Here is a 13,495-nt window from a genome sequence, read left to right as displayed (position 1 = left end):
GTTGCTAAGCTTTTATGATTAAATCAGCTTCTTTTAGCATGGACAGGTAAAAATTTTCTTTTGTTTTCATCCTTTTTCTGTCTTTGGGATCGATATCATCATATCCTACCAGGTGGAGGATAGAATGGACAAGGTATCGCGTAATTTCTTCATATAAGGCTTCATGGGTAATTTCTTTAGCTTTTTTTGAAAGATATCTTTGGGCGGCTTTGGGGTCTATAAAAATCTCGCCAAGGACATGGGGGGAGCAAGGCTCTCCGGGGGCATCTATTGGAACTGTGATGGTGTCGGTAAGGGAGGGGTCATTAAACAATTGACTATGGAGCTTGGCCAAAGCGCGCTCTCCGACGAAGTGAACATATAAAAAATCTGTAGAAACGGAGAGGTTTTCGATGACGAAGCCGACAACCCGCTTCACAGACTGAGAAGAGATGGGAACACTCTTTTGTCTATTAGAAACGAAAACCTTCATGCAAGAAAGCGGGTTGTTGCTCGAACAAGATACTAGAGGACAGGGGTTTTGGGAAGACCCGTAGCTTTCTTAGCTGTATCGCTCTTCCATCTTCCTAATTTTTTTAACATGTCTATACGTTCAAAGCGCTTCAACACGTTACGCTTCTTTACTCCTTTTACGGACTTTCCATAGCTTGGATGGCGAGACATAAATATTCCTCTTCAATTAACCTATTTTTGGGATAAAAACCAATCCATTGCTTTCTACAATGTTTTCTCGAGCCTTGTACGCAATGCGGGGAGCTGGAGCTGGGTGTTGTATAGCATATTTAGGTTTTCTTTTCTTTGGGCACACGGCTCTCCGCCTGGCCTGCTTACTCATTCTTGTCATGACTACAAACCTGAATTTTGAAACATGAAGGCCTCGGGGAAAGAGGCACCAGTCCTTCGGGGAAAATCCCCATCTTCGGAGGTGCAGGTTAACAGATTAAGTAATATTTTTTCAAGCTCTAGGTCTCTTCAGATCAATTTTCAGGTAAATTCATTTTTGAGGTTTCTTCTGTTGCTGGGGAAGAGCATTCTGGAGTAGAGCAAAGGACTCCACAGGAAATGATATATTTGAAGGCGTCTTCAATTTTCATATCTAGGAAAGTGACGGTAGATCGTGGGAATACGGTAAGAAAACCGGAAGTAGGGTTAGGGGTAGTGGGAATGAAGACTGTAACCAGGGGATCGTCTTTATCTTCTGGGAGGGAACAAGGATTTGGAGCATCTCCAGAGACTAATCCGATGCATCGGATATGTTCTGAAGGAAAGCGTACCATAACCACTTGCTTGAAAGACCCAGATTGAGATCCAAAGATGGTTGTCATCACTTGTTGAGCAGCTTTATAGACAGTTTTGATGATGGGGATGCGGTGAAGAATTTTGTCGTAGATGGATAAAAGGGATTTAAAAACCATCAGACGAGCTAAAAAGCCTAGAAGAACGGTAACAAAGAATAGGCCAAAAAGGAGTATGATTTGTAAGCAAAATCTCAAGAAGGCTCTATGTTGACTATAGAAAGAGAATTTTTCGAAAAAGCTCGATGCCAGTCCTACAAAAGGCTGTGTCAGAAAGTTTACAATGACTCCTACAATGGCGATAGTTATTGCTAGGGGAAGCAAGATGACTAGCCCCGTGATAAAATGTTTGCGCATTTAGTTTTCTCCAAAAAGTCATAAGAATGTTGAGGGTCTTAATGTAGCTTTTATTCAATTAGCTGCTTGCGTGCATAAATTTATTTTTAGAATTAGCAAGAGGCCTCCTCCAGACACAGGATATCATTAAGCGAAGAAAAAATAAAAAGTTTGTTGTAAAAGGTTTCTAGCTTGTTTCAAAAGTTATTTTTCAGATTTCTTTGATCGAGAAGGTCTTTTCTTTTCGCTTGTTTTAGATTTTGGAGAGCTTTTCTTTCTTAAGCAAAACTTAGGTTTCTTTTTAGCTTTTTTTTCTTTCTGGGCTTTTATTTTTTTTCCCTGTTGTTTCTCGGATCCTTTCTGTATGACAGGTTCCCATAAGATTTCTTTGGTCATCAAGTTTACTGAGATGAGTCGAACAAAGAATTTACTGCCTGGAGGATATTTCTTGATTTCTCCTTCATTTTTTTCTTTAAATTCCTCAGGGAGGAGAGAGGAGGGTACGAAGCTTTCTTGGAAAAATTCGGGAATGGAAAAGGCTAAGCCATCTTTAGTGGAAGAAATAACCATTGCCTCATAGATGGTAGAAGGCGCGTCTTCTAGGAATTTTTTAAGAAATCGACATTTTTTTATGTTTTCATAATCGTTTTCTGCTCTGGCCGAGACTCTTTCTATATTGGAACAATTTCTAACAATTTCTTCTAGATGAGCTTCGGAAACAGCCATAGAGTCGAATAATAATCTATGGACAATAAGGTCTGCGTAACGTCGTATAGGACTAGTAAAGTGTGTATAATAGTCTAGGCGTAGGCCGTAATGCCCTTTATTTTCTATAGAGTAAACAGCCGTTTTCATGCTTCTGATGAAGTGAGAGGTCAGAAATTTTTCTAAGGAGTGGCCTGCAGCTGTTACTTGTAGGAGATGTTGGAAGTCGGGCTCCTCTTGGTTTGTGAAAGTGATTTCAAAGCCTAGTTCTTTTGCTAATCTAGCAAATGATTCCAGGCTTTCTGAGTTCGGTTCTTCGTGTATGCGGAAAGGTAGGGATACCCCCTGGTGGCTAATGTGGTAGGCAACGACTTCATTTGCTTTAAGCATGAACTCTTCAATTAGGCGGTGAGAATCTGTTTGAGAGTTTTCAACGAGAGCTACAGGTTGTTGCTTAGAATCAAGAGATATTGTAATTGACGGAGCAACGAATCGTATACAGCCGCGTCGCTCTCGAATAGCAGAGAACTTGTTGCTTAAGTCATGCATATTTGCGATTGTTTTTGCTATAGGATGGGTAATTTTTCTTTGTATGATGTCGTCTACTTCGTCATAGGTCATCCTATACTTACTTCTTATTATGCTGCGAAAGATGTTGTAGTCAGTGAGATATCCTTCGGGAGAAAACGTCATGAAAACAGAAACGGCAAGACGGTCTACGTTGGGTTTTAGGCTACATAGATCATCGGATAAAGCGAAAGGAAGCATAGGAATAACTTTCCCGGGGAAGTAAACGGAGTTACACCTTTTGGAGGCTTCTTTGTCTAGGGCTGAATTAGGTTTTACATAGTTGGACACATCGGCAATGTGCACACCTAGGATATAATTATTGTCTTGATCGTAAGTCAACGAGACTGCGTCATCAAAATCTTTTGCTGTGGAGGAGTCTATGGTAAAGCAAAGAAGATCTCTTAGATCTTTTCTCGTTTCCGCAAGTTGAGAAATTTGCTCTTGAGAAAAGGATTCTGCTTCTTGGATAGCTTCTGATGGGAATTCTTCTGTTAAAGAGAACTCTTCTTTTACCACATCAAAATCTGCTGTAGCGTCATTAAGGTTGCCAAGAAATTTTTCCATTTCGAAAGAGGAAGCTGATAAAGACCCTTTGGACGACCATTTTTCATTTTTCAATAAAATACGATCGCCTTCTTGATAGGTCCTTCCAGGAAGAAGAGAAGCTTTTACAGTTGTATCTTGACCAAAGGCGGGGACGTAAACAGTAGCTTTTAGTGGTGATTGGAGTGATATTATTGTTCCAACAATTGTTGTTTTTTTTCTGGATAAGACCTCCTGTATAGAGCCCTTGTATCTACCTTCTTTATTGTTGCTTGATTCAGAAACTCGAACAGAGACTAAGTCGCCTTCAATTGCTCCCTTGAGACTGCCTGGAGGGATAAAGATATCGAAAGAAAGATCTTTGGGATCTAATGGGTGGACAAAGCCAAATCCTTTTCTAGGATTAATGGTCAGAGTTCCGATGACGATAAATGAGGAAGATTTTTTAAACCTAGATTGCTTTTGTGTGCGTTTTTTCGGAGAAGAGGATCGTTTTGTTTTTCTTGCTTTCAAGAGGAGAATCTCCAATAAATGCTCTCACCTGTGGTGAGGAAATTTGTTAATATAGCATATAACGGAAAGTTAGTTATTTCAAAAGAGTAACGAACCTTCTAAAGAAAACCCCGCCAGTGGCGGGGCTCAGGAATTCTATGATTAAGAATTTTCTTTATCAAGAATTTCTACTTCAGCTTCTTCAACATTTTCTGCAGATGCTCCGTTTCCTTTGTTAGGTGGAGTTGTACTGAAGCTATGCTTTTTTAAATCCTCAGTATTTATATTGGGGCCTCCAGATGCAGATTGCCCAGCTGCTGCTGAGGCGCTTTGTGCCTGCATGGATTCTCCAATTTTCTGCATATGCTTGCTAAGGTCGTCAGAAGCTGCTTTGACGGTTTCTATAGGAGCTTCGTCTTTGAGAGCTGTGCGTACAGCATCAATTTTTTCTTGAATCTCTTTTGCTAGAGTTTCTGGTATTTGCTCCTTGTAGTCGTTTAAGGCCTTGGATGCTCGGAAAGCATTGCTGTCAGCCTCGTTTTTGATTTCGCTTTCTTCTCGACGCTTTTTGTCTTCTTCTTTATTGGCTTCGGCCTCTTGGATCATGCGTTGAATTTCTTCTTCTTTCAAACCAGATCCTGCTTCGATGCGGATTTTTTGTTCTTTACCGCTAGCGACGTCTTTTGCCGAGACATGGAGAATACCGTTGGCATCGATATCGAAACAAACCTCAATTTGAGGATGACCTCTAGGTGCTGGAGGAATATCCGTTAGATCAAACCGACCAATTTCTTTGTTGTCTTTAGCCATAGGTCTTTCTCCTTGGAGGACAACGATGGTTACAGCTGGCTGGTTGTCTGTTGCTGTTGAGAAAATTTGTTTCTTTTGTGTAGGAATAGTAGTGTTTCTCTCTACGAGGTGAGTCATGACTCCGCCTAGAGTTTCGATTCCCAAAGAAAGCGGGATAACATCTAAGAGAAGAACATCTTTGACTTCTCCTCCCAGAACTCCGCCTTGAATGGCAGCACCGATAGCAACGACTTCGTCTGGGTTAACACCTTTGTTAGGCTCTTTTTTAAATATATCTCTAACAACTTCTTGTACTGCTGGCATGCGAGACATACCTCCGACAAGGAGAACATCGTCTATTTGATCTGGAGTAAGCCCTGCATCTTTAAGAGCTTTTAGGCAAGGTTCTTTGGTTCTAGAAACAAGAGGCTCGACTAGTTGTTCGAAAGCGGATCTCGTCAGTGTTAATGAGAGATGTTTGGGACCAGAAGCATCCATTGTGATGAATGGCTGGTTAATTTCCGTAGATTGAACGCCAGACAATTCTATTTTAGCTTTTTCTGCAGCATCTTTTAGCCGTTGCAGAGCCATATTATCTTTGCTTAGATCTATTCCTGTTTGTTGCTTGAACTCTTGGATCATCCAAACGATGATGGCTTCATCAAAATCATCTCCTCCGAGATGAGTGTCACCGTTTGTAGACAAAACTTCAAAAACTCCGTCACCGATTTCTAGGATGGAGATATCAAAAGTTCCTCCTCCTAAGTCAAAAACAGCAATTTTTTTATCGCCAGCTTTATCGATTCCGTAAGCTAAAGCTGCCGCGGTAGGCTCTGGGATGATACGTTTTACTTCAAGGCCTGCAATTCGGCCAGCATCTTTGGTGGAAGCTCTTTGAGCGTCGTTAAAGTATGCAGGAACGGTAATAACAGCTTCTGTAACAGGTTCTCCCAGATAGGCTTCAGCTGTTTCCTTCATTTTCATAAGGATTTGTGCGCCGATTTCTTCTGGAGTGTATTGTTTCCCTTGTACTTCGAAAACAGCGTCACCCTGGTTGCCAGCAGTTACTTTGTAAGGAACCGTTTGGATTTCGGAGGCTACTTCATCAAATTTCCTTCCGATGAATCTTTTTGTAGATCCTAAAGTATTTTCAGGGTTTGTGACGGCTTGACGTTTGGCAGGGATTCCAACCAATCGCTCAGAGTTTTTGAAAGCAACTATGGAGGGGGTAGTTCTTGTTCCTTCTGCGGAAGTGATAACTTTGGGCTGACCTCCTTCCATGACAGATACGCAAGAGTTGGTTGTTCCCAAATCAATGCCAATGATTTTTCCTGATCGTTTTTTTTCGCTCATTGTTTACCTAACTTTGGGGTTAATCTTTTAATTATCTTCTTTTTTATTTTCTTCTGTTGTTGTGGATACTATGGGTTTGGCGACCTTAACTCGGGCTACGCGTACTGGTCGATCTCCTACTTTGTATCCTTTTGAAAACTCTTCTATAATCGTCCCTTCGGGATGTTCATCGGTTTCTTCTGTTTCCACAGCTTCGTGTAGGAAGGGATCGAATTTTTGGCCTAAAGAGGAGTACTCTGTAATGCCTTTGTCAGTGAACACCATTTTTAGTTGATCTAAGATCATTTGGAATCCTGTTGCCCAATTGCGGACCTCATCGGAGGCTCCTTGTTGGGCAAAACTGAGCGCTTTTTCCATATTTTCAATGGGACCTAAAAATTCTATAATAGCATTTTCCACGGCATAGCGAGTAAGCTCTTGACGTTCTTTTTGCATGCGTTTTCTAGAATTTTCAGCCTCGGCAAGAGCCATTAAATATTTGGCATTTTTCTCCTCTACATCTGCTTTTAGTTGTTCTATTTCTTTGCGCAGGGAAGAAAGTTCGTCATCTTCTTTAGATAGGTCAGATTCTTGTATGGTCTCACTCATGATATTTCCTTTGAGGGTAAAAGTTTTATCGAGGTTCTCTGAGTAAGGACATGGTTATTTTTTTCCAAAGTTGTCCTTGATTCTTTGGGTTTTCGGAAAGAAAGCTTAAACTTGTAAAAGCTTTTGGTTAACCCTTCTTGTAATTTGTTTGAAAATAGTTTTAAGGCGCCTAGAATCTCCCTATAGGGAATATTAGATGGTCCAAGCACTCCTAGGGCTCCCAAAGGTGTTCGATTGATGCGGTAAGGAAAGGCTACCACGCTACAGCCTGAATAAGAATTTTTCAATAGTTCTGTTAATTCTTCTCCTATGAGGATAGTAGGTTCGTTTCTAGACATGCACGCATTGACTATAACATGCATATCTTTACGGTTTTCGAAGAGGGCCAGACCTGAGGCTAGGAGCTCTGGGTCAGAGAAAGTTTCGTACCGTAAAAGTTTAGAAAAGCCCGTAAAGTATAGATCTTCCTCACTGAAATTGCAATAGCGAGTGAGGTAGCGGATAACAACTTCATTGTAAATTCTGTATGCTAGAGTTTTTTCAGTAGCCGAGAGTTCGGTTGGGCACGATTCCTTTCTGAGGCGAGATTTCAAGGATAGTTCGATCTTCTCCAGAGAACTTTTTCCTTCTGGGGAAGAAAACCACAATACATCGGTGAAAATTTGTCCAAATTCAGAGGTTAAGATTACAAGAAACCGGGAGTCATCTATAGTCGTTAACTGAATATTTGTGATTACGTCGTTTTCAAATCTGGGAGCAGAAAAGAATGTGGGGAGTTGGAGAGCTTCTCCGATTTTTTCGGTGACGTTCTGTAGGTCTCGGACGATATTTCGGCTTTCGTCGGGGAAGTCTTCGAGGAAGGATAGTATTCCTGGAGATATTGGGTACGAGTCGTCGTGAGTGTAAAGGTTTACGTAAGCGCGCAGGGCGGCATCTGTAGGGATTCTTCCTCCGGAAACGTGATTTTTTCTGAGGAGTTCTCTTTTTTCGAGGTCCATGAAATAATTTCGGATAGTGGCGGTGCTTAGGTGAGGAAAGCTTTTTTCTTGCAAGGTCTTAGATCCAACGGGGAGACCTGTAGCGAGGAACAGCTCCACAGTAGCGAAGAGCACGGAAAAAAATTTTTCATCCTTTTTGGAGGGGGTGCCAGCGTCCATTTGCTTCCATAAAACCGATAATCTCCCGGGATTATAAAAGAAGAGCAGTTGCAGGTCAACTAAAATTAGCACTCTTTGATTAAGAGTGCTTGTTTTGAGAAACCTTTTACTTAGAAAAAAGATTTTTAACGGTTGGGAGCAATTCGTCGATCTTTATGGAAAGCTTTTCCCCTTTTCTCGACTCCAGTTCAATGAGATTATGTGAGAGGAAGGATTTTCCAATAATTATTTTATAGGGGATTCCAACAAAATCACTATCGTTCAGCTTGTAACCGAAACGCTCTTCCCTGTCGTCTAGCAAAGGATCATACCCCGCATTTTTTAGTATAGCGTACACTGTTTCAGCGCCCTCTAGGATTTCCTGGGTCTTTCCTGCTGGTATAATGGTTGCGCAGAAAGGCGCTAAACAATTAGGCCAAACAATTCCCTTATCATCAGATAATTGTTCAACACAAGACGCTAATGTTCTACCAACGCCAATACCGTATGTCCCCATCCAACACAGGCTTGACGTATTTTGTTCATCCTGAAAGGACACGTTAAAAGCTTCAGTGTATCTTGTGCCCAAATTGAAGATGTGAGCGACTTCAATTCCTTTCATCATTTTGTAAGGGGTAGCAGGGTTTTGCGGGCAAATATCTCCTTCCTCAGCTAACAAGAAATCAGCGAAAGAAGGTTTTGGGAAATCCCGTTCCCAGTTTGCGTTCAAGTAATGAATGTCTTTTTCATTTCCTGCGCAGATAAAATTGGTCATGGGTTCTGTGGAAAAATCGGCAAAAAATTCTATAGGGCAGTTCAGTGGGCCTATAAATCCTTTCGTAGTTCCCAAAGAGGATAGCTCTTCCTCCGTTGCTGGGACAACTTCATTGGCAAGAAATTTTGAGCAAACTTTGGCCGTATTTACTTGTCTATCCCCACGTATTCCTATAGCAACCATTCTACTCCCTTCAGAATAAAGCAGTTTAAACACTAAGGTTTTTAAAATTTTTTGAGGCGCAACATTGAAGAACTTTTGAAGAGCTTCTATAGAGCCTATGTTAGGGGTTTGGTGCTGTTCTAGGGGCAATAAAGCTTTATCGTAGGCAAAGGGTTGAGGTAAGGCTCTAGCGGTCTCTATATTAGCGGCATATTGTTCGCTTACGCAGACAGTGTCTTCTCCCAGACTACATAGTACTTGAAATTCTTCTGACTTGCCTTTGCCAATCTTTCCTCCATCAGCCTCTACAATTACGTACCGAAGATTTAGGCGATCGAAGATATTGCAATAGGCGTGCCTTAGTAATTGGTATTGTTCTTCCATTTGTTCTGGAGAGGCAGAAAAGGTGTAACTGTCTTCCATAAGAAGTTCTTTGGACCGCATTAAACCAAATCTAGGGCGAATTTCATCTCGAAACTTAGGTGCAATTTGGTACAGGTGAATAGGCAGTTGTTTTTTAGAGGTGATTTTTTCTGATACCAGAGAGGAAATAATTTCTTCATGAGTGGGGGCTATACAAAAATCTCTTTGTTCTCTGTCTTTAAGGGTATACAAAAGGCCCTCGCTAGAAAAAGCTTGCCAGCGTTCCGTTTTTTCCCAAAATTCTGCTGGTTGTAGGATAGGGAGGCACACTTCCTGTCCACCAACTTTATCAAGCTCTTCCCTTATGATTTGACAAAACTTTTTGACGACGCGTTGCATAAGGGGGCCATAAGAAAAAATGCCCTTAGAAATCTTACGGATGTAATCGGCTTTTTCTAAAAGTTCATTAGAAATGACTTGAGAATCCTTATTAGCGTTTTTTGATGTTTTATAAAATAGAAGGGAGCTCCTCATAATATGATTTCCAACTAAATTGATTAAGTCTGTCACGAGAGTTAGGCTTGTCGAAAATAGGGAGGCGGGCGCCAGCGACAACGCCTCCGTGTCTTGGGGGCACAGGCTGAAAGATGTGTGCAGACCGTCCATTACGAGCTTTCTCTCTGAGCTGGGGTATTTTAATGAATATTCTTTTGCATTTGCAAAGGAAAAAATAATAAGATCTTCAGAGAATCTTAATGAAGATTGCTTTGGATGGAGGGGGTATAAAATAGTAGTGCTTCGATTATTTGTTTTTTTTCACATTCTTCTGTATGTTTAGCGTGATCAAATTGTGGAGCTATGGGATTTGATTGTATGAAAAAGGGTTTTGTAAAGATAGTGGCTCTATTCTTAGTGGCTGCAACGGTTGTAACTTCTTTTGGTTGCTGTTGTTCGCGTCTTATGGAGAGGCGTGCATCGTCTTTTCAGAAAAACTGGTTTAAGGAACCTCTAAGGAATATTTTAGCTCAAATTGGTGCTATGGATCTAGAGTCCAAAGAAGATATCAGAGAAGCTTTGCGTATTTGGAGGTTGGAGGAGAAGGAGCGAAGGGACGGGAAGATAGCAGATCCTATTCGAGTAAGTGATATTCATGCTTTTTATAATGACCTTTCGATGTTGTACATGACACAGGTTGTCCCTGCTTATTCGGCTACCTACGATACTGCGGTGATCCTAGGAGGCACGCTTCCTTCCATAAGACAGCGGTTAGATTTTTTGGTTCGGGAATGGAATAGAGGTGTTCGCTTTAAGAAAATAGTTTTCTTGTGTGGAGAGAGACCCCTCTATAGGAATATTGAAGAAAGAGAGCAGTTTTTTGATTCTCGGCATAATCCTTTTCCCATAGAGTCTAGCTGGGATGAGAGAAACGGGGACATGCCTAGAAATGAGGAAGGTGTTGCCAGGTTCGTTTGGGCTCAGATGAAGTTGCCCAAAATATGGCGAGATATATCGAAAATGTCTGTAGTGTTTGTATCCGCTAAGCCCAGTGGAGATCATACGAGAGCCACGAGGGAAGACACTTTAAAGTTGTTCCGCTCTTACGAAGGATTTTCAAAAACTTTGTTTGTAAGCAGCCAGCCATTTATCTCCTTAGACGCAGCGAGAGTTCGGAGATATTCTTCAAGAGAGCCGGGGATTGTTGCGGGGCCAGGGTTTAGTGAGTCTGTTTTAAAACAAAGCTGGGCTGCACGCCTCTGTCTACATGTTTTGTCTATGTGGTATGATGAGAGTGACGGGGCTTTGGTTAGAGTTCTTGATTAAAAGTGGATATGGATGGGTGTGTTATAGAGGTTAAGGTTACCCCTGGAGCAAAGAAAGAGGGTGTGGGGCCTCTTGCGGATGGAGTTTTGAGGGTTCGTGTGACAGAAGCGCCGGAAAAGGGAAAAGCCAACTACGCTGTTATTTCTCTCGTTGCAGAGTTTTTTGATCTGCCCAAAAGGGAGGTTGTCATTTTGTCTGGAGAAACATCTAGAAGGAAAAAAATTCTCCTCCCAGCGTCTGTAAAAGACAAACTCCTCTTATTAGAACAAGAGCGCTCCTGAGAGAATTTTCTTCCACTTTAAGGGAGGAGACGCGATGGTCATGAGTTGCTAGCAGGTTCTGCTTTGCTTTTGTCCTCGCTTTTAGTGATAGATTTTTTCTCCCTGAAATCTTTAAAGATTATGGATCTAGCTTTTCTTTCTGCTCGCTGAATTTTTATTCCCAAGGTTTTTACTATTTCTTCATTAAAGGTTGTGCTCCTGGGCGTGGGATCGGAAAGAATAGTTTTAAATGTTTGATCGCTAGAGCTATTGACGATGCTATTTAAAAGGAGAGCTCCTTGCTTACCAGACTTCTTGTAATCTACAGCAAGAGCAGCATATGCTCCTCTGGGAAGTAAGGATGGGTCGTCTGTGATTACTGGGATTTTCTCTTTAAGAATTTCTGGGAGGATCCGGTCTGTCTGCTTGGAAATATGTGTGTTCAAAGGCAGGAAAATAGCAGAAGGTTTTTTTTCTAAGACTTGCTGGAGCTTTGTTGTTAAGTTCGAGGGAGAAAAGCCTTGATCTATGACTTGGATGCCAAACTGTTGAAGTCTCTTTGCTATTTTGGATTGAAAAATTGGCGGGAAAGGGTCTGTAACATCGCGAAAACAGAAGATGGACTTATCAGACGAGCATACTGTTTGTATGATATAACACAATTGCTCTATGTCCATGTTTTCTTCGACATGGAAAGCTTTTGAACTCTTGTATAGACGTAAGGAACCACTCTCAGGAACACCTGCATATACGATAGGTTTTTCGTCTTCTATCTGAGACATGACTTTTGTTGATAGGGAGCCTATAGTAAAAATGCCTTTAATGGAGGGATCTCTGTGAAACTTCCTAGCAATCTTTCGAGCCTCCGATAGATTGTTTTCGGCGTTTTCTACAACCACGGGGAGGGCTTCTTTCAGAGAGCGTAGAGTGTCCTGGAAACTATTGAGACAGTCTTCGACTTTGGGATGGGAAAAGGAGAGGAAAATTCCTATTTTAGGCGGCTGAGGGGGACTAGCCTTTATCTGCCCAGAAAAGACAACGAAAGCTCCAGAAACTATGAAGGCTAGCACACAAAAAACTTTGCCAAAGGGAAGACGAAAGTTCATAAAGCACCTAAGGGAATAAAACTCTTTTGGGAAGCCAGTCGTTGACAAGCTAGTTCCACACCGGCCTGATCGCCGAAAGAAGAGAAGCGGACAAAGCCCTTCCCTTCAGCTCCAAAGCCTACTCCTGGAGTCACAGCGATACCATACTCCTCCAGGAAAAAGTCAAAAGGATCTAAGGAGGCGAGATTTTCGGGAAGCTTTACCCACAGATAGGGAGAATGATCTCCTCCAAAGACAGAGAACCCAGCTGAAAGCAAAGCCTCTCTTAATAAGTTGGCGTTAGTTTTGTAGTATCTTAAGGCTGCGTTTCCCTGAGGAGAATATGTTTCTAAAGCTTTTATTCCCGCTTCTTGGATAACGGAAGATGCTCCGTTAAACAGGGTGGAAATTACCCGGTTCCAATGAGCTTGCACAGAAGACCCGTCAGAATATTGGAGCTGAGAGGGAACAACACTCCATCCTAGCCTCAGTCCTGTGAAGCCAAAGGTTTTAGAGAAGGAGCCGAACTCGATTGCACATCGTTCAGCTCCCGGAATTTCGAATATTGATTTTGGGAGAGCAGGATCTGAGATGAAGGAGGAATAAGCGGTGTCGAAAACGATAAGAGACTCATTTTCTAGAGCGTAGTTCACGATGAATGCGAGTTGGTTCTTGGTTAGGACCGTGCCTGTAGGATTGTTTGGGGAACAAATGAAAAGGACATCAGGAACGACGGGTAAGGATCGGATGTCGGGAAAGAAGTTGTTTTCTTCTCTACATGGAATAGAGATTATTTCAGAAGCTCCTCCAATAATAGAGACATCTCTATAGGCTGGGTAGACAGGGTCTTGTAAAGCAATGATCCTGCCAGGGCCTAAGAGAGCTTGCAAGCGGCCTAGATCACATTTTGTCCCATCGGATATGAAAATATCACTAGGAGCGACTAGTCCTTGGTAGAATGTTTGTGCTATAGCAGTTCTTAGGGTGCTGGAACCGTTCTCAGGGCCATATCCAGAATATCCCCCTTTGCACGACTGCTTATGAGCAACCGAAGCTAGATGCTCAGACAATTCCTTCTCTATTGGATGTGTTGTATTTCCAATGGAAAGGTCTATGACAACAGTCTCGGGATGACTTTCCTTAAAGGCACGAAGTTTTTCGGAGATTTCTTTGAAAAGGTAACTGGGCTTTAATTTATTGAAACAAGGGTTAGAGAGCATAG

13 protein-coding genes are annotated in these 13,495 nt (G+C 41.8%); 2 read left to right on the top strand and 11 right to left on the bottom strand.

The window, feature by feature from the left end:
* Positions 1-4: 4 nt before the first annotated feature.
* The 9 genes from ybeY to KJA58_RS03020 form a co-directional block, all read right to left on the bottom strand.
* The gene (ybeY, locus tag KJA58_RS03055; protein ID WP_213357989.1) at positions 5-472 is read right to left on the bottom strand and encodes an rRNA maturation RNase YbeY; all 468 of its coding nucleotides are present in this window, start codon (positions 470-472) and stop codon (positions 5-7) included.
* 32 nt (positions 473-504) lie between these two features.
* Entirely contained in the window at positions 505-663 is a 159-nt protein-coding gene (locus tag KJA58_RS03050) for a small basic protein (RefSeq protein WP_213357988.1), read from the bottom strand.
* A gap of 16 nt (positions 664-679) precedes the next feature.
* On the bottom strand, positions 680-844 hold the full coding sequence (locus tag KJA58_RS05195) for a hypothetical protein (RefSeq protein WP_246485716.1): 165 nt from the start codon (positions 842-844) through the stop codon (positions 680-682).
* A gap of 133 nt (positions 845-977) precedes the next feature.
* Positions 978-1,652, bottom strand: a complete 675-nt coding sequence (locus KJA58_RS03045; protein WP_213357987.1) for a DUF502 domain-containing protein — start codon at positions 1,650-1,652, stop codon at positions 978-980.
* A 183-nt stretch (positions 1,653-1,835) separates the two neighbouring features.
* The gene (locus KJA58_RS03040; protein ID WP_425513805.1) at positions 1,836-3,962 is read right to left on the bottom strand and encodes a ribonuclease R family protein; all 2,127 of its coding nucleotides are present in this window, start codon (positions 3,960-3,962) and stop codon (positions 1,836-1,838) included.
* Positions 3,963-4,103: 141 nt separating this feature from the next.
* Positions 4,104-6,083 (bottom strand): molecular chaperone DnaK, encoded by a 1,980-nt coding sequence (gene dnaK / locus KJA58_RS03035; protein ID WP_213357986.1) that lies wholly within the window; start codon positions 6,081-6,083, stop codon positions 4,104-4,106.
* Positions 6,084-6,110: 27 nt separating this feature from the next.
* Positions 6,111-6,671 (bottom strand): nucleotide exchange factor GrpE, encoded by a 561-nt coding sequence (locus KJA58_RS03030; RefSeq protein WP_213357985.1) that lies wholly within the window; start codon positions 6,669-6,671, stop codon positions 6,111-6,113.
* Positions 6,668-7,828, bottom strand: a complete 1,161-nt coding sequence (gene hrcA, locus KJA58_RS03025) for a heat-inducible transcriptional repressor HrcA (protein ID WP_213357984.1) — start codon at positions 7,826-7,828, stop codon at positions 6,668-6,670. Before hrcA ends, KJA58_RS03030 begins: the two co-directional genes overlap by 4 nt.
* Before the next feature lie 106 nt (positions 7,829-7,934).
* Entirely contained in the window at positions 7,935-9,641 is a 1,707-nt protein-coding gene (locus tag KJA58_RS03020; RefSeq protein WP_213358374.1) for a proline--tRNA ligase, read from the bottom strand.
* Between the two features lie 339 nt (positions 9,642-9,980).
* Here KJA58_RS03020 and KJA58_RS03015 point away from each other — a divergent pair, with 339 nt between their 5' ends.
* Positions 9,981-10,928: a hypothetical protein gene (locus KJA58_RS03015; protein ID WP_213357983.1), complete on the top strand. Its 948-nt coding sequence runs from the start codon at positions 9,981-9,983 to the stop codon at positions 10,926-10,928.
* A gap of 8 nt (positions 10,929-10,936) precedes the next feature.
* Positions 10,937-11,209, top strand: a complete 273-nt coding sequence (locus tag KJA58_RS03010; protein ID WP_246485715.1) for a DUF167 family protein — start codon at positions 10,937-10,939, stop codon at positions 11,207-11,209.
* A gap of 38 nt (positions 11,210-11,247) precedes the next feature.
* On the opposite strand, the gene KJA58_RS03005 is transcribed toward KJA58_RS03010, so the two are convergent.
* Both KJA58_RS03005 and KJA58_RS03000 read right to left on the bottom strand, forming a co-directional pair.
* Positions 11,248-12,294 (bottom strand): ABC transporter substrate-binding protein, encoded by a 1,047-nt coding sequence (locus KJA58_RS03005; protein ID WP_213357981.1) that lies wholly within the window; start codon positions 12,292-12,294, stop codon positions 11,248-11,250.
* A complete protein-coding gene (locus KJA58_RS03000) occupies positions 12,291-13,493 on the bottom strand; it encodes an LL-diaminopimelate aminotransferase (RefSeq protein WP_213357980.1) in 1,203 nt (400 codons plus the stop codon). The genes KJA58_RS03005 and KJA58_RS03000 overlap by 4 nt, the downstream gene beginning before the upstream one ends.
* Positions 13,494-13,495 lie beyond the last annotated feature (2 nt).

Origin of the sequence: Chlamydiifrater phoenicopteri (assembly GCF_902807005.1) — a bacterium.
Classification (GTDB): domain Bacteria; phylum Chlamydiota; class Chlamydiia; order Chlamydiales; family Chlamydiaceae; genus Chlamydiifrater; species Chlamydiifrater phoenicopteri.
Note: the sequence above shows the minus strand (reverse complement) of the source record. Positions and strands in the feature narration are given on the sequence as shown.

Bases quoted from the DNA above. Each gene is read 5' to 3' on its own strand.
- dnaK (WP_213357986.1), bottom strand. From the start codon at position 6,083: ATGAGCGAAAAAAAACGATCAGGAAAAATCATTGGCATTGATTTGGGA.
- ybeY (WP_213357989.1), bottom strand. From the start codon at position 472: ATGAAGGTTTTCGTTTCTAATAGACAAAAGAGTGTTCCCATCTCTTCT.
- KJA58_RS05195 (WP_246485716.1), bottom strand. From the start codon at position 844: ATGACAAGAATGAGTAAGCAGGCCAGGCGGAGAGCCGTGTGCCCAAAG.
- KJA58_RS03050 (WP_213357988.1), bottom strand. From the start codon at position 663: ATGTCTCGCCATCCAAGCTATGGAAAGTCCGTAAAAGGAGTAAAGAAG.
- KJA58_RS03045 (WP_213357987.1), bottom strand. From the start codon at position 1,652: ATGCGCAAACATTTTATCACGGGGCTAGTCATCTTGCTTCCCCTAGCA.
- KJA58_RS03030 (WP_213357985.1), bottom strand. From the start codon at position 6,671: ATGAGTGAGACCATACAAGAATCTGACCTATCTAAAGAAGATGACGAA.
- KJA58_RS03015 (WP_213357983.1), top strand. From the start codon at position 9,981: ATGAAAAAGGGTTTTGTAAAGATAGTGGCTCTATTCTTAGTGGCTGCA.
- KJA58_RS03005 (WP_213357981.1), bottom strand. From the start codon at position 12,294: ATGAACTTTCGTCTTCCCTTTGGCAAAGTTTTTTGTGTGCTAGCCTTC.
- KJA58_RS03010 (WP_246485715.1), top strand. From the start codon at position 10,937: ATGGATGGGTGTGTTATAGAGGTTAAGGTTACCCCTGGAGCAAAGAAA.
- KJA58_RS03000 (WP_213357980.1), bottom strand. From the start codon at position 13,493: ATGCTCTCTAACCCTTGTTTCAATAAATTAAAGCCCAGTTACCTTTTC.
- hrcA (WP_213357984.1), bottom strand. From the start codon at position 7,828: ATGGACGCTGGCACCCCCTCCAAAAAGGATGAAAAATTTTTTTCCGTG.
- KJA58_RS03020 (WP_213358374.1), bottom strand. From the start codon at position 9,641: ATGAGGAGCTCCCTTCTATTTTATAAAACATCAAAAAACGCTAATAAG.